Genomic DNA, 19234 nt, shown 5'->3' on the forward strand with positions numbered 1-19234 from the left:
CTGTGGCGAGGGCATTTTCCGGACAGGCCTGCAGCCATTGAACCGCCTTGCCTGCCCAAGGGGCCTATGCTCCAATCGGGTGAAACATACCGCGGGGCACGGTCGGCAGCATACGGGCTCCAGCGGCGCATACGAACCGCACCGGCACAGGTGCGACAGGGAGGAAGAACCGAATGAGCGCATCGCGCCCGTGGCTGGCCCAGTATCCGAAGGGCGTCCCCGCCGAGATCGACCTGGAGCAGTACCGCAACATCGTCTCGGTGCTGGAGGACAGCTGCGACAAGTACCGCAGCAAGCCGGCCTTCGAGAACATGGGCAAGGTGATCAGCTATGACGAGCTGGATCGCCTGAGCTACCAGTTCGCCTGCCACCTGCTGCTGGACCTGAAGCTCAAGAAGGGCGACCGGGTCGCCATCATGATGCCCAACCTGCTGCAGTACCCGGTCGCCATCTTCGGCGTGCTGCGCGCGGGGCTCACGGTGGTCAACACCAATCCGCTGTACACCGCGCGCGAGCTGAAGCACCAGCTCAACGACTCCGGCGCGGTCGCCATCGTGGTGGTCGAGAACTTCGCCAACGTCGTCCAGGAAGTCATCAAGGACACGCCGGTCAAGCACGTCTTCACCACGGCCGTGGGCGACATGCTGGGCTTCCCCAAGCGGCTGATCGTCAACTTCGTGCTCAAGTACCTGCGCAAGGCGGTGCCTGACTACAGCCTGCCGGGCGCCGTCAGCTTCGTCGACGCCGTCAACGCGGGCGCCGGCAAGAAGCTGCCGACGATCGACATCGCGCCCTCCGACATCGCCTTCCTGCAGTACACCGGCGGCACCACGGGCGTGTCCAAGGGCGCCATGCTGACCCACCGCAACCTGGTGGCGAACATGCAGCAGTCCTCGGCCTGGCTGGGCACCAACGTCAAGCTCGGTGAAGAAGAGATCATCACCGCGCTCCCGCTGTACCACATCTTCGCTCTGACGGCGAACTGTCTGGTCTTCATCAAGTTCGGCGGCTTGAACCATCTGATCACCAACCCGCGCGACATGCCCGGCTTCGTCAAGACGCTGTCGGGCATCCGCTTCACCGCGATCACCGGTGTCAACACCCTGTTCAACGGCCTGCTCAACACCCCTGGCTTCGACAAGCTGGATTTCTCCCGCCTGCATCTGACCCTGGGCGGCGGCATGGCCGTGCAGCGCGCCGTGGCCGAGCGCTGGAAGAAGGTCACCGGCGTCACCCTGGTCGAAGCCTACGGTCTCACCGAAACCTCGCCCGCCGCCTGCATCAATCCGATGGACCTGAAGGACTTCAACGGTGCGATCGGCCTGCCGGTGCCCAGCACCGAGGCCTGCGTGCAGGACGAGGAAGGCAAGATCCTGCCGATCGGCGACGTTGGCGAGCTGTGCATCCGCGGACCGCAGGTCATGGCCGGCTACTGGCAGCGCCCGGAAGAGACCGCCAAGGTGCTCACCGCCGACGGCTGGCTGAAGACCGGCGACATGGCCAAGATGGACGCGCAGGGCTATTGCTACATCGTCGATCGCAAGAAGGACATGATCCTGGTCTCTGGCTTCAACGTGTACCCGAACGAGATCGAGGACGTGATCGCCACCCATCCGGGCGTACTGGAGGTCGCTGCCGTCGGCGTGCCGGACGAGAAGTCGGGTGAGGCGGTCAAGGTCGTGATCGTCAAGAAGGATCCGAACCTCAGCGCCGAGGACATCAAGAACCACTGCAGGCACGAACTCACCGGCTACAAGCAGCCGCGCTTCGTGGAATTCCGCACCGAGCTGCCGAAGACCAATGTCGGCAAGATCCTGCGCCGCGAGCTGAGGGACAGCGCCAGCGCGTGAATTGGACATCGCGGCGGGGCGCGGACGGGCCCTGGCGCGATGACTCCGCCGGGCATCGGTCGCGACGGATTGTCCGGGTTGGTGCGTGTGAGCACGGACTCACCCAGCCCGGAGCCGCCCATGTCGCTCGACGCCCCTACCGCATTCGCCCCATACGGCAGCGAGAGCACTGCCTCGCAGGCTCGCGTACCCACGCCGCTGCGCCTGTTCGCCTGCCTGTTGCTGCTGGGGTTCGCAGCGTCCGGCCTTGCTGCGACAACGCACGCCGACTCCACCTGCGTCTTCGACGCCAGCATCCAGCGCTTCGAGGCGCTGCGCCTGCGCGAGTCGCTGCCCGGCGGCGCGATGCTGCTGGGCACGCGGCAGGGGCTGCTGCTTGAGCACTACGGCGGCAGCTATGGCCCGGAAACGACCGTCGCCATCGCGTCCGCCAGCAAGCTGCTGAGCGCCGTCCGCATCCTGCAGCTGGCAGACCGCGGCGTTCTCGATCTGGATGCGCCGGTCGGCGCACAGCTGCCGGAGTTCACCGGTGAGAAGGCCGGCATGACGCTGGATCAGCTGTTCTCGCACACCTCGGGCTACGGCAATGATTCGGCCGCGCCGGAAATCACCGACCGCAGCATCAGCCTTGCCGAAGCCGTGCAGCAGATCGCCTGCTGCCGTGACTTCCCGACCGGGTACACGGTGGGCGGCCAGTTCGCCTATGGCGGTGTCTCGATGCATATCGGCGGACGCGTCGCTGAAGTGGCAACGGCCCAGGACTGGCAGCTGGGCTGGCAGCAGGCGCTGGGCGCGCCGCTGGGCATCGACAGCATCGACTGGCAGGCCTTCGGGCCGACCACCAACTACATGATCGCCGGCGGCGCGCGCTCGGACCTGCGCGACTACGGGGCCGTGCTGCATCTGCTGCTGAACGAAGGCCTCGCGGGCTCGGGCCGACGCCTGCTGTCCCGCGACAGCGTCTTCGAACTCTGGCGCGACCGCATTGGCGCGCTGCCGGTCATCGACCCGCCGCCCACCGCCGAGCCTCCCGTGCGCTATGGCCTCGGCAGCTGGTTCGCCCCGCAGCGCCCGGCCGGACGTCCGCCGCTGATCCACAGCCTGGGCGCCTTCGGCTTCATGCCCTGGGTCGACTTCGAGGCCGGCCTGTTCGGCGTGTTCATGCTGCGCGGCCTGCCCGGCATCAATACCCGCCTGCTGCCGGAGTACGAGGCCCTGCTGGTTGAACTGCGCGCCGCGGCAGAGGCGCCGGGCTGCGTTGAGTTCGAGCGCTTTGATGCGGTGTTCTCTGACACCTTCGAAGGCTCGGGGCCACCGATCCTGTTGCCCTGAGCCCGCTCTGGCGCCAGCGCGGCCGCAGAAGGTGACCGTCTCGTCAACGGCCACATCTGAAAGCACGCAGGCCGCCCACGCGCGGCCTGCGTGCTTTCATCAGGTCCACCAGCCAGCGTCAGAAGTCGTAGCTCAGGCGCGCATACAGCAGGCGGCCGCTGCGGCCGAAGGGCGAGTAGTTCGAGTACGGGGTGTTGCCGGTGGTATTCAGGTTGACGGTAAAGGCGTCGGGATACTCGTCGGTGAGGTTCTCTGCACCCACGGCGATCCGCCACTGTTCGCCCAGGCTGACGCGGGCTTCGAGGTCAAGCAGCACCTTCGGACTCAGCACGAAGTCGGTGGCTGCCGTCGTGCCGGGGGTCAGCACCTCGCCGTAGCGGGTCGCCCGGAAGGTGGCGCCGAAGCGGTCCATGCTCCAGTCGACGATGGCGGCGTACTTGTCCTTGGGCGTGCCGCGCTCGAAGGTCAGCACGTTGACGCGGCCGAACAGCACCGGCGCCGGGTTGAGGGCGGCAAGCTCGGCGGTCACCGGCACTCGGGTCACCGTCGTCTCGTTGTAGTTGCCGAGCAGGGTGAAGTCGAAGCTGCCGGCGCCATCGGTCTCCAGCGGCCAGTTCAGCACCACGTCGACGCCCTTGGTTTCCGTGTCGACGCCGTTGATGAAGAAGCGGCCGCCGCCGATGCCGATGAAGCCGCGCGACTCCAGGTACTGGCGGACGTTGGCGGCGGTGAGGTTCTCGCTCAGCACGATGCGGTCGTCGATGTCGATGCGGTAGGCGTCGACGGTCAGCGAGACGCTGCCGATGTTGAACACCGCACCCAGCGAGAAGTTGACCGATTCTTCCGGATCGAGCTCACGCGCGCCGAGCGCGATCGCCTCGGGCGAGTTGACCGGGAAGGTAGTGATGTCGAAGGGGATGCCGTTGATGAAGTTGGTCGAAGTCGCGGTGAAGTACTGCTGCTGCACGCTGGGCGCGCGGAAGCCGGTCTGTGCCGAACCACGCAGGGCGAAGGCCTCGGTGAAGTCGTAGCGCAGGGCCAGCTTGCCGGTGCTGTTGAAGCCGAAGTCGGAGTAGTTCTCCATGCGCACCGCTGCCGAGCCGAGCAGCTTGTCGGTGAGGTTGGCTTCGAGATCGACATACAGACCAACGGCCTGGCGGTCTTCGTCCACTTCGTTCGACGGGCGGAAACCGGGGAAGACCTGCGCGCCCGATGCGGTGGGCGTGCCGTTGGGCAGCAGGATGCCGCCGTTGCGGTAGGAGTCCGGCTCGCCGGCGAAGATCGAATAGCTCTCGCGGCGGGCCTCGGCGCCCACCGCGACGTTGAGCGGCGACGAGAACGCGGCGACATCCACCGAACGCACGCCCGACAGGTTCAAGACCAGCTGGTCATAGTCGAAGCCACCAGCGTCGAAGGATGTCTTGCTCGACGGGCCAAGCGAACGGTTGAGTGTGTTGTTGATGGTGAAGGCCATCTCGTTGCGGCCCCAGCCAACCGAGGCGTCCATGTCCCATTCGCCGGTGGTCCATTCGTAGCCAAGCGCGAAGCTGTAGTCGTCAACGCTGGGCGAAATGATCGGCAGGAAGCCGTCGGGATAGATCTGGATGACGTTGCGATCGTCGAGCGCACGGCGGAAGAAGCCGGCCGAGTCGGCCTCTCTCCCCTGGTAGCTGGCCCATGCATAGAGCTTGCCGCCGCTGGAGAGATTGACGCCGGCGTTGCCGAACAGGGTCAGCTGCTCCAGGTCGGGCTCGCCGTACCAGGCGTTGAAGCGATCGATGCCGGCTTCGCGCGGATCGAACTGGCCGTTGATCAGCGGGTACTGCTGGCGGAAGTCGTAGCCGCCGCGCTCGGTGCGCTGCTGGTCCTTGTACTCGGCCGAAAGGGTGACGTAGCCATCCTCGCCGAGGCCAAAGCCCTTCCAACCCGACACGGTGACGGTGTCGCCGTCGGTACGGTCGCGGGTGATGGTCGACGGCGTGGGCCAGTTCGCGCCGGCCGGGCCTGGAGTGACCGGCGTGGTGTAGCTGGTCTCGCGCACGCCGTAGGACACGCTGGCATTGCCGCCTTCGCTGGCGGCGCGCAGCAGCACGTTGAGCACGCCGGCGATGGCGTCCGAGCCGTACTGCGCGGAGGCACCGTCGCGCAGCACCTCGATGCTCTGCACGGCCGCCGTCGGGATCGTGTTCAGGTCGACGGCGGCGGCACCTCGGCCCACCGAGCCATTGACATTGACCAGGGCCGAAGAATGACGGCGCTTGGAGTTGACCAGCACCAGCGACTGGTCGGGCGAGAGACCGCGCAGGGTTGCCGGGCGCACGGTGTCGGTGCCATCGGTGAGGCCCGGCCGCGGGAAGTTGAAGGACGGCAGGGCCACGGACAGCGCCTGGTTCAGTTCAGGTGAGCCGGTACGCTCCAGGGCCTGTACGCCGACGACGTCGAGCGGCGCGGCCGTATCGGTGGCCGAACGGCCCGCCACGCGGGTGCCCGTGACGACCACGCGGTCGAGTTCGCGGGCTTCGTCCTGCGTGGCTTCCGTCTGCGCGAGCACAGGCGCGGGAGCAGCCAGGACGAGGGCGATGGTGAGGGCGAGTGGCGTGCGCTTCAGTGCGGGCATGGGCATCTGTCTCCTGCGGCGTGAGTGCTACGGGGGCCCTGCCTGGCACGAACGCCAACCGAGGGCACTGGCTTAACGCTTTCGCAACGCTAGACCGGTTGCCGCGTACGCGTCAATGCACGGACATCGACTGCGCTGCACGGCCATCACGCCACCTGCACAGTCGCAGCAGGCGCGCCCGGCCGATACCCCCCGCGCACATCGCCTGCTCTAGTCTCGCCAGCCCCACATCACTGGAGCACCCCACGATGTCGCGAAGCCTGCCCTCCTGCCTGCTCGCCCTGTTGATTGCTGGCTCGCCGCTCTCCGCCGCGGCGGAGTCCTTCAGCCTGCCCGCGCTGCCCTACACGGTCGACGCGCTGGAGCCGCATATCGATGCCAGGACGATGGAAATCCATCACGGCCGCCATCACCAGGCTTACGTCAACAACCTCAACGCAGCGGTGCAGCAGGACGCGCGACTCGAGGGCATGACCCTTGAACAGATCCAGCGCGGCATCTCGCAGTACTCAGCCGCGGTGCGCAACAACGGTGGCGGCCACTACAACCACAGCCTGTTCTGGAGCCTGCTCGCGCCGGTGGGCACAGGCGGCGAGCCCAGCCCCGAACTGCTCGCCGCAATCAACACCCAGTTCGGCTCGCTGGACGCCTTCAAGCGCGCCTTCGAGACTGCGGCGCTGTCGGTGTTCGGCTCGGGCTGGGCATGGCTGATTCGCACTGAGACCGGAGAACTCGTCATCAGCACGACGCCCAACCAGGACAACCCGCTGATGGACGTGGTCAGCCCCAACGGCGAGCCGCTGCTGGCGATCGACGTGTGGGAACACGCCTACTACCTGAAGTACCAGAACGTCCGCGCCGACTATGCGCGCGGCTGGTGGCCGGTGGTGAACTGGAACGAGGTCAACCGGCGCTTCGCCGAATCCGGCTGAGCCGGGTCAGTCGCGCACGTCGGCAACCGGCGGATCGCCGAAGTCGGCGGCGAACAGGCAGTCCAGCACCTTGGCGGCGGCCCGCTCCGGTGAGTCCAGCGCGCCGCTGCCGTGGAAGCCCGCAAACACCTGCTGCGCGGCGAAGCGCGCGCTGTCGGCACCACGCAGCTGCACCTGCATGCCGGTATCGATGATGCCGGGGGCGAGTGCGCAAACCCGCGCAGGATTGGACGCGCCCACCTGCTCCTCGGCCAGGCTGCGGCTGAAGTGATCCAGGCCCGCCTTGATCGCACAGTAGGTGCTGACGCCCGCCAGCGGACGTCGGCCAAGCCCGGAGGATATGTTCAGGATGCGACGCTCCACCGGCCAGTCGCGGCTGACCTGCAGCACCGCTGCACTGAGCAGCAGCGGTGCTTCCAGGCCGACCCGCAGCGCAGCCTGGACGTCCTCTGCAGCCTGGGTCTCGAACGCGCCGGGGCGCTCCAGCATCGCCGCGTTGTTGATCAGCAGCAGCTGCCGCAGCCCGGAGGGGCCGCGTGCGCCCAGATGATCCGACAGCCGCGCCGCCACCGGTGCAGCCACGACCAGATCGACCTGCCACTGCTGCAGCGCGATGCCGGCGCTGGCTGCGGCCTGCTGGAGGCCTTCATCGCGACCGCGCGACAGACACAGCAGCTCGACGCCGCGCGCCAGCAGGCCGCGCGCGAGTGCGTTGCCGAGCCCACGGCTGGCGCCAGTCAGGATGCAGAGCGTGGCCATGATTCGTCCTCGGTTGGGTCTTGGGGAGGGCTGACGATGGATCAATCGATCTGTGGCCGCTGGCCTTCGGTGACTGCGCGCAAGCGCTCCACCAGCACCGGCCAGTCGACCTCGCGCTGGATGCCGTTGACGCTGATCCGCGGCAGCCCGGAGCCTTCCACCAGGGTATAGCCACGCGCGGTCCGGCTGACGCCGTCCATGGTGCAGACGTGGTTGCGCAGGCGGCAGCCGATCCCGATGCGGGCGTAGCTGAAGTTCTCGAACGCGCGCAGCACGCCCTGCTGCAGCGCCGCCGCCGGCCCCATGCCGCCCACCGAGGAGAGATCACGCACCGCGCGCTGGCTGATCCTGCGAGCGCCCTTCGCCTGCTCGTCGGTCTCGAAGCGGGCGTCGAATGCCACCGGTGACCAGTCGACCAGTCGCAGCGCGCGGATGTAGCCGTTCATGCGACCGGTGATCTCGCCGAAGCCGAAGGCAGCAGTCAGGGGCTGAAGATCAAGGCTGCGCAGCTCGACATCGGCCGAGAGGGTCGGCGCCACCCCGAACGGTCGCTCGATCGACAGCCCACCCACATCGACGGCGCCGTCGAACACGCGCATGCGCAGCGTGCCGTCCAGCGCGAGTACGCCGCCTTCGAAGCGCATGCCCGGGATCTCGCCGGACAGCTCGCCCACAAAGGGTGGCCACGCCAGCGCCGTGGACAGCTGGCCGAGATCGAGCCCCTGCAGGGACGCCGCGGCAGCGAAGCGATCCTCGCCCTCGGCGCCGCTGGCGACGCTCCAGCGGAAGCGCTCGATCTGCAGGGCGCCACCCAGCAGGCCGAGTCGTGCCGGTCGCTGCAGACGGACTTCGCCATCCGAGCTGGCCCACTCCAGCATCGCGGGCTGGAACTCGATGCCGTACAGGCGCAAGCCATCGAAGGACAGGCGGTTCGAGATCGCAGCACTGCTGCGAGAGAACCCGAGGCCACCGCTCAGCCCGCGCAGCTCGAAACGCTGCTGCGCATCCACCAGGGCCAGCTGCTCGGGCGTGAGGCTGAGCCTGCCCAGGCCGCCGTCCGCCAGCTCCGCGCTCAGCTTGAAGCCGCCTTCAGCGCCGAGGCCAGGCAAGCCCAGGGTCGCAAGCAGGCTCTCCAGATAGCGCGATACCAGCAGTCCCGCGCGCGCGCTCGACGCCTGCAGCTGTGCCCGGGTGATCACGCTGGGTGCCGAGAAATCCAGCTCGGCGCTGCCCTCCAGCTGCAGCGCCTCGGGGTCGTTCCAGGCCAGACGCTCCACGCTCCAGCGCGAAGCCGCACCGACCGCGGCCAGCTGCAGCTGCACCGGCCGCGCCGGCAGCGCCACATAGACCGGACCGCCCAGCAGCTCACCGCCGCTGAAGGCCAGCTCCAGGCCCAGGCGTGTGCGTTCGCCCAGGTCCAGCCCGACGCGGCCGCGCAGCTCGAGATCGGCCGCGGCGACCTGGCCGTCCACGGTATCGATCCCGAGGCCCTCGGCGCGTACGCTGCCCTCAAGCCGCGGAGCATCGAGTGCGAGGTCGAGCTCCAGATCCGCGGCCAGCAGGCCGCCGGTCAGGCGGGCCTGCGACCACAGGCCGGCCAGCATCGGCTGCAGCCACTCCGCGGGCAGGCGCTCGGCCTGCAGCCCGATCGCGCCCTCCTCCGCCGGCATCGAAGCCTGCAGACGCATGCGACCGCGCTGCAGGGACAGCTCCGCGGCACCGCGATCGAGGTCGAGGGTGAGCTCGCCGGCGGCTTGACCGCGACTGCGCAGCGGCCCGGCGCAGCGCCACACGCCGACATCGCGAGGCCGCAGTTCGCAGCGCCACTCGAGATCCGCAAGGCTATAGCCGAAGCCCGGATGCTCCAGACGCTGCAGGCTCAGGTGCAGACCCAGGCCAGCGCCGGGCTGCGCCGGCTCGCGCAGGCGCAGCTCGATGCCATGTACGCCGAGCTCCCCCTGTTGGGCATGCTCGGCACGCGCGACCAGCTCGCGCGCGGCGGCACCGCCGCTGATCGGCAGCAGACCCAGGGCCAGCAGGGCAGAAGGCAGCGCCACACGCAAGGCGGGCTTGAGCAGGCTTGTCAGGACACGCATGCTCGGCAGGATAACGGAAGCATTCCCATGGAGGCGGCGCCCGCATGTCTGCACCTGTATCCCGACTGCTGCTGGTGGAAGACGACCCGATCGGCGCCGAATGGCTGCTGCACACCCTGCGCAGCTGGGGCTTGGCGGTCGAACACGCGCTCGACTGCACGCAGGCGCTCGCGCATGGCGATCTGGCGCACTTCGACGGTCTCCTGCTCGATCAGCGCCTGCCGGACGGTGAAGGTGGCGCCCTCCTCCACGCCTTGCGCTCGCGCGGCGCAGCGGGCCGCGCGCTGGCGCTCAGTGCCGATCTCGATGAAGCCACGGAGCACTCGCTGGTAGTGCAGGGCTTCGATGCCTGCCTGCGCAAGCCGGTGCAGCCGGGCACCCTGCTCGACGCCCTGCGCCGCCTCGCACTCTCGCCGCCGCACTGGGATGAAGCCCGAGCGCTGGCCTGCGCCAATGGCCGCCTCTCGATCGCCCAGTCCCTGCGCAGCCTGATGCTGGCCGAGCTGCCCGCGCAGCGCGCGGCGCTGGCGCTGGCCGGCAACGAGGCCAAGGTCGATCCAGGCCCGCTGGATGCGCTTCTGCATCGCATGCTGGGCTCGGCCCGACTCACCGGCGCGGCAGCGCTGGCGGCGCATATCGACGGCGCGCGCGCGGCCCTGCAGGCGGAGGCAGCGGCATACGCGCTGCCGCGGGCGCTGGCTGAGCTGGATGCCGAGATCGATAGGCTGCTGCAGGATGCGCGCCCGCTGGAATCGGTAGTCGACTGATCGCGCAGCAATTCGAATCGAGCAGGCAAGCGTGATCGCGTCTGCCCGGCTTCGCTGGGGCTGGTTTCGTTTAGGGATGAAATGCTCGGCGTGCACTGCTCGGCGCCCGCGACCCGGCACACCGCCCGCCAGGCGCTCAGCCGCGCAGCTGCTCGAACTCCGCCAGCAGGCCCCAGCTGCGCAGGCTGCGCCCGTGCAGATGCCGCTTCAACTCCTCGCGCAACAGCCGGCGCAGCGGCGGCAGCAAGGCTTCGGCCGGCGCCTGCTCGCTGCGTAGCGCCAGCAGCGCGGCGCCTTCGATGCCGGCCTGCTCGGCAATGCCGAGACGCAGCGCGCCAGCCTCGCCCAGCCAGCGGTAGCGCGCTGCAGGCTCGATCGGCTGGCCGGCGTGGTCGGCATCCAGCGACAGCTCGAAGCCGATCGCCGTGAGCAGATCGCGCTCGAAGCAGCGCAATGGCCAGGCCAGATCACCCACCGCCAGCTGCGAGAGCAGCAGCGCGTAGCGCGCGAACAGAGCGGATTGGGCCTCTCCTCGGTTCAGGAGTTGCACCAGCAATTCGTTGGCGTAGAACCCGGCCATCAGCGCGTCGCCCTGCAGGCGCGGCGCAAGCCCCGCCGGCTCGACCTCAAGCAGCTGCGGCAGCTCGCCGCGGCCCTGCCAGGCGACGATCAGGGGCGTGAACGGCTGCAGCAGGGCCGCGCGACCGCCGCCCTTGCCGCCCTTGGCGCCGCGCGCCAACAGGCCCATGCGGCCATGGCCGGCACTGAACACTTCCAGCAGCTGGCTGGTCTCGCGGAACGGCCGCGCATGCAGCACGTAGGCGGGCTCGCCTTCGACGCGCGGGCCGGGGCTGCCGCTGCGCGACACGCGATTACTCGGTGTAGCCGAAGCGCTGCAGCACCTGCTCGTCGTCGCTCCAGCCCTCGCGGACCTTGCACCACAGCTGCAGGAAGACTTTTCGGTCGAGCAGTCGCTCCATGGCGATGCGCGCGTCCATGCCGATCTGCCGCAGCTGCTCGCCGCCGGCGCCGATCACGATGGCCTTCTGGCCCTCGCGCTCGACCCAGATCACCGCCGCGATCCGCGCCATGCGCCCGTCCTCTTCCCAGTTCTCGATCTCGACGCTGGTGGCATAGGGCAGCTCGTCACCCAGCTTGCGCATCAGCTGCTCGCGGATCAGTTCGGCGCAGAGGAAGCGTTCGCTGCGGTCGGTGACCTGGTCTTCCTCGAACAGCGGCTCGCCCTCGGGCAGGTGTTTCAGCAGAACCTTCTGCAGCACCTCCAGGCCCTTGCGCTTCTGCGCCGACAGCGGCACCACTTCAAGGAAATCGTGGTCCTTCATGACCTGCTGGATGAAGGGCAGCAGGGCGCCCTTGTCCTTCAGCCTGTCGACCTTGTTGATCACCAGCACGCGCGGCACGCCGGCCTCGACCAGCGCCCTGTAGGCGCGCTCGTCGTCCTCGCGCCAGGCGCCGGCTTCGATGACCAGCACGCCGACCTGCACATCGGCCAAGGCACCGCGGGCGGCACGGTTCATGTAGCGGTTGATCGCGCGCGACTCCTTTCCGTGCAGGCCGGGCGTATCGACGTAGACGATCTGCCCGCCCTCGACCGTGCTGATGCCGAGGATGCGGTGGCGGGTGGTCTGCGGCCGGCGCGAGACGATGCTGACGCGGAAGCCCACGAGCGCGTTGATCAGGGTGGACTTGCCGACGTTCGGCCGGCCGACCACGGCCACGTGGCCGACGCGGAAGCCGCCGGCGGCGGGGCTGTCAGGGGTGTTCATGCGGATTCCTTGGTGGATGCGGCAAGCAGGGCGGCCAGCACCTCGGCGGCGGCCTGCTGTTCGGCTTCGCGGCGCGCACCGGCGATGGCGCGGGCTTCGATGGCGTGGCTGTCGACGCGGCAGACGACCTCGAACTGCTTGTCGTGGTCATCGCCGCGGGCTTCGAGCAGGCGGTACTCGGGCAGGCCCAGCTGACGCGCCTGCAGCCATTCCTGCAGGCGGGTCTTGGGGTCCTTCTCGGCCTTGAGACCAGGCGGCAGGGCGGCGATCAGCGGCTCGAACAGAGCCAACACGCGCGCCCGGCACACCTCGAAGCCGGCATCGAGATGAATGGCACCGATGATCGCCTCAACGGCATCCGCGAGGATGGACTCGCGCCGGAAACCGCCGCTCTTGAGTTCACCCTGGCCGAGGATCAGGCGATCGCCCAGCTGGTGGCGGCGGGCAAGTTCGGCCAGCTGCGGCTCACGCACCAGCTGCGAGCGCGCGCGGGTGAGCGCGCCCTCGTCAGCCTTGGGGAAACGATGGAACAGGGCCTCGGCGACCACCACGCTGAGCAGGGCGTCGCCGAGAAACTCGAAGCGCTCGTTGTTGCGGCCGCCGGCGCTGCGATGGGTCAGCGCCTGCTGCAGCAGGGCCGGATCGGCGAAGGTGTGGCCCAGCGCCGAGCTCATCGGAACAGGCTCTGGATCAATCGATGACACCCTGGCGCGACAGCTCCACGGTCTTGTCGAAGGACGCGACGAAATCGAGGTTGTAGGCCAAGGGCTTGCGCACTTCGTACTTGATGTTGAGGTTGTAGCCGTTGCCCGAGCGGGTGATCTTCACATGGTTCGGCTTCACGGACTCGACGTAGGAAATGTACAGGCGGCGATTCAGCAGCTCGCGAATCCTCTCCGGCGTCATCTGCCCCACGCCAGGCTCGCCCTGCAGGCCCTTCATGGCTGTCACCACCGAGTGGTACTCCGAGTACACGGGGAACAGCCGCATGATCAGGAAGGCGAAGAACCCCAGGATGCCCAGCATCACAAGAGCGCCGAGTAAGGTGATGCCGCGCTGACGGGTGCCGAGTTTCATGGGAGACCTCGTGGTGTAGGGGGTGTCGTACCGTAGGGCGTCATGGTCGCGAAGCTGGCGATGGCGCGCAAGCGCGGCATGCCGTCCGCGCGATCCGAACGATTCGCGCGCCTCAGGCGTCCTGTTCGGCGAGGAAGGCCAGCAGCCGCGCCTCGTCCCATACCGGCACGCCAAGCTCGTTCGCCTTGGCCAGCTTGCTGCCGGCCGCCTCGCCAGCGACCACGAAACTGGTCTTCTTCGACACGCTACCGGCGACCTTGGCGCCGAGGGCTTCGAGCCTGGCGCCGGCTTCGTCGCGGGTCATGGCCGACAGCGAGCCGGTCAGGACCACCGTTTTGCCGGCCAGCACGCCGCCCTGGACTTCATGCGGAGCGGCCGCGCGCAGGGCGGACATGGCGGCATCGACGGCGCGCAGCCGCGGCCCCCAATGCGCGTCACCCAGCATCGCGAACAGCGCCGCGGCGGCATCGGCGGTCACGCCAAGCGCGGTCAGACCACCCTCGCCCGCCGCTTCGAGTGCAGCGAGTTCGCGGCGGGCCTCGCCGATGCGGCCGATCGAGGTGTCGCCAAGACGCCCCAGCGGTGCGCCCAGCGCCTTGGCCGCGCGCAGCAGGTGGCCCAGATCCAGCCGTGTCGCCAGCGAGGCCGAAGGCTGACCCGCCTGCTGCGGCTCCACGCCGTTGGCGAGCAGCGCATCGATGACCTCATTGTTGTGCGGCTGCGCGAAGAAGCTGGCGATCGAGGCCGCGACCTTGGGTCCTACATCGGGCACCGCGAGAAGGAGGATGGGATCGGCATGGCGGATGGCATCCAGGCTGCCGAAGCTGCGCGCCAGCGCCTTCGCGGTCTCCTCGCCGATCTGCAGGATGCCCAATCCGAACAGCAGGCGCTCAAGTGCCGGCCGGCGGCTGCGCTCGAGGGACTCGATCAGGTTCTCGGCCCAGCGCGTGGCTACCTTTCCGGCCTTGACCGTCTCCGGCGTGCTGCCGTCGCGCTGGTCGGCGCGGCGCTTCATCTCCAGCAGGTCGTCGAGCGTGAGGCGGTAGAGGTCGGCCACGCTCTGCACGAAGCCCAAGTCGACCAGATCCTCGACCATGCGCTCGCCCAGGCCCTCGATGTCGATGGCGCGGCGCGAGGCGAAGTGGATCAGCGCCTGCTTGCGTTGGGCCGGGCAGAACAGGCCACCGCTGCAGCGGGCCACCGCTTCGCCCTCCGGCCGCACCACGGCGGAACCGCAGGCGGGGCATTCGGTCGGCAGCAGCCAGGGCGCGGTACCTTCTGGACGACGCTCGGCGACCACGCCCAGCACCTCGGGAATCACATCGCCCGCGCGCCGCACGATCACCGTGTCGCCGACGCGCACGTCGAGCCGGGCGATCTGGTCGGCGTTGTGCAGGGTGGCATTGGTGACCACCACGCCAGCCACCTGCACGGGCTTGAGCCGGGCCACCGGGGTGATCGCGCCGGTGCGCCCGACCTGCACGTCGATGGCCTCGACCTCGGTCATCTCCTCCTGCGCGGGGAATTTGTGGGCGATGGCCCAGCGCGGCGCGCGGGCGACGAAGCCCATCGCGCGCTGCTGATCGAAGCGGTTCAACTTGTAGACCACTCCATCGATGTCGTAGGCCAGCGCGTCGCGCTTCTCGCCAATGCGGCGGTAGTAGGCGATCAGGCCGTTGAAGCCCACGACACGATCCGACTCCGGGCAGACGGGTAGGCCCAGATCCTGCAGTCTCCCGAGCAGTGCCGTGTGCGTTTCCGGGACAACGAAACCCTCTTCGAAGCCTATTCCGTAGGCGTAGAAGGCCAAGGGCCGCTGTGCGGTGACCGTGGGGTCGAGCTGGCGCAGCGAGCCGGCGGCGCCATTGCGCGGATTCGCCAGCGTCTTCTCGCCACGTTCCAGCGCACGCTGGTTGAAAGCGTTGAAGCCAGCCCGCGGCATGTAGACCTCGCCGCGAACTTCCAGAACCGAAGGCGCCTTCCCACGCAGCTGAAGCGGAATTGCGCGAATTGTTCGCAGATTGGCGGTGACATCCTCACCAGTCGCACCATCGCCGCGGGTCGCGCCCTGCACGAGCACGCCGTGCTTGTAGCGTAGGCTGATCGCCAGACCATCGAGCTTGGGCTCGGCTGAAAACTCTGGGCTTGTGTCGCCCGTTTCCTCGACAATGCGACGTACGAACTCCGCGACTTCGCGGTGCCGCAACTCGGGCGCCTCTTGCTCGACATCATCAAAGGCATTGCCCAGTGAAAGCATGGGCACTGCGTGCTTGACCTCGGCGAACGCACTGTCGGAGCGCGCGCCAACGCGCAAGGTCGGAGAATACGGCGTGCGCAGCTCCGGATGCGCTGCCTCCAGCGCCTCCAGCTCGCGCAGCAGCCGGTCGTACTCGGCGTCCGGAATCCCCGGCGCATCCAGCACGTGGTAGCGGTAGTTCGCGTCCTCGATCTGCGCGCGCAGTTCGGCCGCGCGCGCGCTCAGGCTGTCGTTCGCCATGGGGTGGCTCTCAGGCCGCGCCAACCATGCGGCTGGCCTCGTCGATATCGACCGAGACCAGGCGCGACACGCCGGGCTCGCGCATGGTCACGCCGGCCAGCTGGCGGGCCGCTTCCATGGTCGACTTGTTGTGGGTGACAAACAGGAACTGCACCTTCTCGCTCATCTCGGACACCATCGCGCTGAAGCGGCCGACGTTGGCCTCGTCCAGCGGCGCATCGACCTCGTCGAGCAGGCAGAAGGGCGCCGGGTTGAGCTGGAAGATCGCGAACACGAGCGCCACCGCGGTCAGCGCCTTCTCGCCGCCGGACAGCAGCGAGATGTTGGACACGCGCTTGCCCGGCGGACGCGCCATGATCGCCACGCCGGTGTCGAGCAGGTCCTCGCCGGTCAGCTCCAGATAGGCGTGGCCGCCGCCGAACAATCGCGGATACAGGGCCTGGACGCCGGTGTTGACGCGGTCGAAGGTGTCCTTGAAGCGGCCGCGGGTTTCCTTGTCGATCTTGCGGATCGCGTTCTCCAGCGTTTCCAGCGCCTGCGTCAGATCGTTGTGCTGGCTGTCCAGATACTCCTTGCGCTGCGACTGCTCGCCGTACTCCTGGATCGCCGCGAGGTTCACCGGCTCCAGCCGCTTGATGCGGGTTTCGAGCTCGTCCAGCGACTTTTTCCAGGTCTCGGGCGTGGCGTTCTCGGGCAGGTTGTCGAGCAGGGCCTGCGGCTCCAGCTCGGCGGCGGTGATCGCCTCCAGCAGGCCCTGCGCCTTGAGCGCCAGCGCCTGCTCGTCCAGCCGCTTGCGCGAGAGACGCTCGCGCAGCAGCAGGGCGCGCTGGTCGAGCTGCTGGCGGCGCTGCTCGTAATTGCGCAGCTCGCCCTCGATGCCGTCCACCGCGGAGCGCGCGGCCGACAGCCGCTTCTCGACGTCGATGCGGCTGTCCAGGTAGACCTGCAATTCGTTCTTCAACGCTTCGATCGGCGCATCGCCCACCGACAGCTGTTCGGCGAGTTCGGCGCGACGCTGGCCCAGCTGCTGCAGCTGGTTCTTCATGCGCGCTAGACCCTGCTCCAGGCCGGCGCGCTGGCTGCGCTTGGACTCCAGCTGCAGGGCGAGGTGATGGCCGCGCTCGCGCAGCTCGCGCACCGCCGACTGCGCGGCCTCGCGGCCGGCGAACAGGCGCTCGCGCTCGCCTTCAAGCGACAGGCGCAAATCCTCCTGCTCGCCCATGCGCTCCATCGCATGCTCCAGCCGCGCACGCGAATCGCCGGCCTGCTCCTGGGCGTCCTCGATAGCGGTGGACAGCTGCGAAAGCTCGGCTTCGATGCGCTGGCGCCGGGCCTGCGCCTGGTCGAGCTTGCCGCCGAGGCTCTGCAGCTGGCCCGACAGCTCGGCCACGCTGCGATGCGCCAGATAGAGGCTGCGCTGCGCGTCCTCGCGCTCGATCTCGGCCTGCTGCAGGGCATCACGCAGCTCATTGAGCTGCTCGACCAGGGCTTGTTCGCGCAGGCCCTGGTTCTGGATCTCGGCGCGCAGGTTCTGCAGCTCGCGCTCGCGCGCCAGCGCACCCTGCTGGGCCTCGCCCGAGCGCAGCACGCGGGCGAAGCCGGCGGACAGCCACTCGCCTTCGCGAGTGATCAGGCTTGCGCCTTCGGCCAGCGCCGGCAGCCGCGCGCGCGCCGCATCGAGCGAGTCGACGGCGTGCACATCGACCAGCAGGCGCCGCAGCGCGGCCGGGCCTTCGATTTTGGCGGCCAGCGAATCGGCGGGCGCAACCAGCACTTCATCGGCCTCGGCCAGCAGTGACAGCCGTCCCGCCCGCAGTGCGGCGAGCGCCTCGGCATGCTGTGCCGGGGTCTCGACCATCACGCCCTCGATCAGGCTGCCGAGCACGGTTTCGACTGCGGTCTCCCAGCCCGGCTGCACCTTGAGCACGCTGCCGGCGCGCGGCTGCTGCTCCAGGCCCTGCGCGCGCAGCCAGTCGAGCACCGCGCCCTTCTCCTGGCCGAGCGCCGCGGCCTGCAGGGCTTCCAGCGAGCCCAGGCGCCCACGCTGGCTCTGGATCTCCTTGCGCACCTCGGCCAGCTGAGCCTGGCTGAGGCGCTGTTTCTCCTGCACCGCCAGCACGGCCTGCTTGCGGGCATCCAACCCGGCGGTGAGTTCATCGACCTGGACGCGCTGGGCCTCGGCCTGTTCCTTCGCGTCTTCGAGCGCGGCTTCGATCGCCGAGACGTCGAGGCCCTGCAGCTCGCCGGCCAGCGTCTCGCGGCGGCGTCCGAGCTCGAGCATCTGCCGGTCGAGGTAGTCGATGCGGGTGCGTTCGACTTCGGCCGCGCGCGCGGCCTCGGACTGCGCCTGACGCTGCGCGTCGGAAGTGCGCTGCCAGTCGCTCAGCGCGCGCTCGGCGGCCTGCAGGGCTTCGGCGCGTTCGGCCAGCTGCTCGCCGACCTCGCTGGCCGCGGGTTCAAGTTCCTGCACCACGGCATCGAGGTCGGCCAGCTTGGACGCGTCTTCCTCGATGTGCGCCAGCACTTCCGCGTGCGAGGCATCGGCCTCGGCCTTGCTCTGGCGCAGGCGCTGGGTGAGTTCGCCCTGATGGCGGATCTGCTGCTCGACGCGGGCGATGTCGCTGCTCAGGCGGTAGCTCTCGGCCTGCACCTTCGACAGCGCCTCGCCGGCCTCGCCCTGCTGCACGCGGGTCAGCTCGATCTGCGCCTCGACATGACGCTGCTCGGTGACCGTGGCTTCGAGCTGCAGGTCCTCCTCACCCAAGCCTGCGCGCAGCTCGGTCAGCTCGCGCTCGACCGCGCCGAACAGCATGGCCTTGAGCTGCGCGTCGCGCTCGCGCTGCTCGGCGCGCAGCTGCTGGTAGAGCTCGGCCTGCCGGGCCTGGCGCTTCAAATGCTCCAGCTGCTTGTCGACCTCCTCGCGCAGGTCGTTCAGGCGGTCGAGGTTCTCGCGCGTGTGCCGCATGCGCGTCTCGGTCTCCTTGCGGCGCTCCTTGTACTTGGAGATGCCGGCGGCCTCCTCCAGGTAGACGCGCAGGTCCTCGGGCCGGGCTTCGATGATCTGGCTGATCATGCCCTGCTCGATGATCGAGTAGCTGCGTGGCCCCAGGCCGGTGCCGAGGAAAAGATCGGTGATGTCGCGCCGGCGGCAGCGCGTGCCGTTCAAGTAATAGGCGCTGGCGCCATCACGGCTGACCATGCGCTTGACCGAGATCTCGTTGTACTGCGCGTACTCGCCGACGATGGTGTGGTCGCTGTTGTCGAAGATCAGCTCGACCGTGGCGGTACCCACCGGCTTGCGGCCGGACGAGCCGGAGAAGATCACGTCGGTCAGGTTGTCGCCACGCAGGCGGCTGGCCGAGCTTTCGCCCATCACCCAGCGCACGGCGTCGATGATGTTCGACTTGCCGCAGCCGTTCGGCCCCACCACGCCGGTCATGTTGGTCGGCAGGTGCAGGGTGGTGGGATCGACGAAGCTCTTGAAGCCCGCCAGCTTGATCGTGGACAGACGCATCCGGTG

Annotated in this window: 13 protein-coding genes; 4 read left to right on the forward strand and 9 right to left on the reverse strand. The window is 68.7% G+C overall.

Annotation, left to right across the window (positions count from 1 at the left end):
- Positions 1–173 precede the first annotated feature (173 nt).
- Both Q0654_RS08275 and Q0654_RS08280 read left to right on the forward strand, forming a co-directional pair.
- Complete coding sequence (locus Q0654_RS08275; protein WP_298852616.1) at positions 174–1850, forward strand: AMP-binding protein; 1677 nt, start codon at positions 174–176, stop codon at positions 1848–1850.
- 120 nt (positions 1851–1970) lie between these two features.
- Complete coding sequence (locus Q0654_RS08280; RefSeq protein WP_298852619.1) at positions 1971–3182, forward strand: serine hydrolase domain-containing protein; 1212 nt, start codon at positions 1971–1973, stop codon at positions 3180–3182.
- A 118-nt stretch (positions 3183–3300) separates the two neighbouring features.
- Here Q0654_RS08280 and Q0654_RS08285 read toward each other — a convergent pair whose 3' ends face one another.
- Positions 3301–5799 carry a TonB-dependent receptor gene (locus Q0654_RS08285; protein ID WP_298852621.1) on the reverse strand — a complete coding sequence of 833 codons (2499 nt, stop codon included), beginning with the start codon at positions 5797–5799 and terminating at the stop codon, positions 3301–3303.
- A gap of 248 nt (positions 5800–6047) precedes the next feature.
- Here Q0654_RS08285 and Q0654_RS08290 point away from each other — a divergent pair, with 248 nt between their 5' ends.
- On the forward strand, positions 6048–6731 hold the full coding sequence (locus Q0654_RS08290) for a superoxide dismutase (RefSeq protein WP_298852623.1): 684 nt from the start codon (positions 6048–6050) through the stop codon (positions 6729–6731).
- A gap of 6 nt (positions 6732–6737) precedes the next feature.
- Here the strand turns inward: Q0654_RS08290 and Q0654_RS08295 are convergent, their stop codons facing one another.
- Positions 6738–7490, reverse strand: a complete 753-nt coding sequence (locus tag Q0654_RS08295; protein WP_298852624.1) for an SDR family NAD(P)-dependent oxidoreductase — start codon at positions 7488–7490, stop codon at positions 6738–6740.
- A 41-nt stretch (positions 7491–7531) separates the two neighbouring features.
- Entirely contained in the window at positions 7532–9586 is a 2055-nt protein-coding gene (locus Q0654_RS08300; protein WP_298852625.1) for a hypothetical protein, read from the reverse strand.
- Positions 9587–9630: 44 nt separating this feature from the next.
- Between Q0654_RS08300 and Q0654_RS08305 the strand changes: the two genes are divergently transcribed.
- Entirely contained in the window at positions 9631–10353 is a 723-nt protein-coding gene (locus Q0654_RS08305) for a response regulator (protein WP_298852627.1), read from the forward strand.
- 136 nt (positions 10354–10489) lie between these two features.
- Here the strand turns inward: Q0654_RS08305 and recO are convergent, their stop codons facing one another.
- From recO to smc, 6 genes are all read right to left on the reverse strand, one after another.
- Positions 10490–11221 carry a DNA repair protein RecO gene (gene recO / locus Q0654_RS08310; RefSeq protein ID WP_298852630.1) on the reverse strand — a complete coding sequence of 244 codons (732 nt, stop codon included), beginning with the start codon at positions 11219–11221 and terminating at the stop codon, positions 10490–10492.
- 4 nt (positions 11222–11225) lie between these two features.
- Positions 11226–12140 (reverse strand): GTPase Era, encoded by a 915-nt coding sequence (gene era, locus Q0654_RS08315; RefSeq protein ID WP_298852632.1) that lies wholly within the window; start codon positions 12138–12140, stop codon positions 11226–11228.
- Complete coding sequence (gene rnc, locus Q0654_RS08320; RefSeq protein WP_298852634.1) at positions 12137–12814, reverse strand: ribonuclease III; 678 nt, start codon at positions 12812–12814, stop codon at positions 12137–12139. Before rnc ends, era begins: the two co-directional genes overlap by 4 nt.
- Before the next feature lie 16 nt (positions 12815–12830).
- Positions 12831–13217: a DUF4845 domain-containing protein gene (locus Q0654_RS08325; RefSeq protein WP_298852638.1), complete on the reverse strand. Its 387-nt coding sequence runs from the start codon at positions 13215–13217 to the stop codon at positions 12831–12833.
- Positions 13218–13329: 112 nt separating this feature from the next.
- Positions 13330–15714 carry an NAD-dependent DNA ligase LigA gene (gene ligA, locus Q0654_RS08330; RefSeq protein ID WP_298852640.1) on the reverse strand — a complete coding sequence of 795 codons (2385 nt, stop codon included), beginning with the start codon at positions 15712–15714 and terminating at the stop codon, positions 13330–13332.
- A 10-nt stretch (positions 15715–15724) separates the two neighbouring features.
- A complete protein-coding gene (gene smc / locus Q0654_RS08335) occupies positions 15725–19228 on the reverse strand; it encodes a chromosome segregation protein SMC (protein WP_298852642.1) in 3504 nt (1167 codons plus the stop codon).
- Positions 19229–19234: the final 6 nt, after the last annotated feature.

The sequence above is a fragment of the uncultured Aquimonas sp. genome, assembly GCF_937888285.1.
GTDB lineage: Bacteria > Pseudomonadota > Gammaproteobacteria > Xanthomonadales > Xanthomonadaceae > Aquimonas.

Bases quoted from the DNA above. Each gene is read 5' to 3' on its own strand.
- Q0654_RS08300 (WP_298852625.1), bottom strand. From the start codon at position 9,586: ATGCGTGTCCTGACAAGCCTGCTCAAGCCCGCCTTGCGTGTGGCGCTG.
- era (WP_298852632.1), bottom strand. From the start codon at position 12,140: ATGAACACCCCTGACAGCCCCGCCGCCGGCGGCTTCCGCGTCGGCCAC.
- smc (WP_298852642.1), bottom strand. From the start codon at position 19,228: ATGCGTCTGTCCACGATCAAGCTGGCGGGCTTCAAGAGCTTCGTCGAT.
- Q0654_RS08325 (WP_298852638.1), bottom strand. From the start codon at position 13,217: ATGAAACTCGGCACCCGTCAGCGCGGCATCACCTTACTCGGCGCTCTT.
- rnc (WP_298852634.1), bottom strand. From the start codon at position 12,814: ATGAGCTCGGCGCTGGGCCACACCTTCGCCGATCCGGCCCTGCTGCAG.
- Q0654_RS08285 (WP_298852621.1), bottom strand. From the start codon at position 5,799: ATGCCCGCACTGAAGCGCACGCCACTCGCCCTCACCATCGCCCTCGTC.
- Q0654_RS08280 (WP_298852619.1), top strand. From the start codon at position 1,971: ATGTCGCTCGACGCCCCTACCGCATTCGCCCCATACGGCAGCGAGAGC.
- Q0654_RS08275 (WP_298852616.1), top strand. From the start codon at position 174: ATGAGCGCATCGCGCCCGTGGCTGGCCCAGTATCCGAAGGGCGTCCCC.
- Q0654_RS08305 (WP_298852627.1), top strand. From the start codon at position 9,631: ATGTCTGCACCTGTATCCCGACTGCTGCTGGTGGAAGACGACCCGATC.
- Q0654_RS08290 (WP_298852623.1), top strand. From the start codon at position 6,048: ATGTCGCGAAGCCTGCCCTCCTGCCTGCTCGCCCTGTTGATTGCTGGC.
- ligA (WP_298852640.1), bottom strand. From the start codon at position 15,714: ATGGCGAACGACAGCCTGAGCGCGCGCGCGGCCGAACTGCGCGCGCAG.
- Q0654_RS08295 (WP_298852624.1), bottom strand. From the start codon at position 7,490: ATGGCCACGCTCTGCATCCTGACTGGCGCCAGCCGTGGGCTCGGCAAC.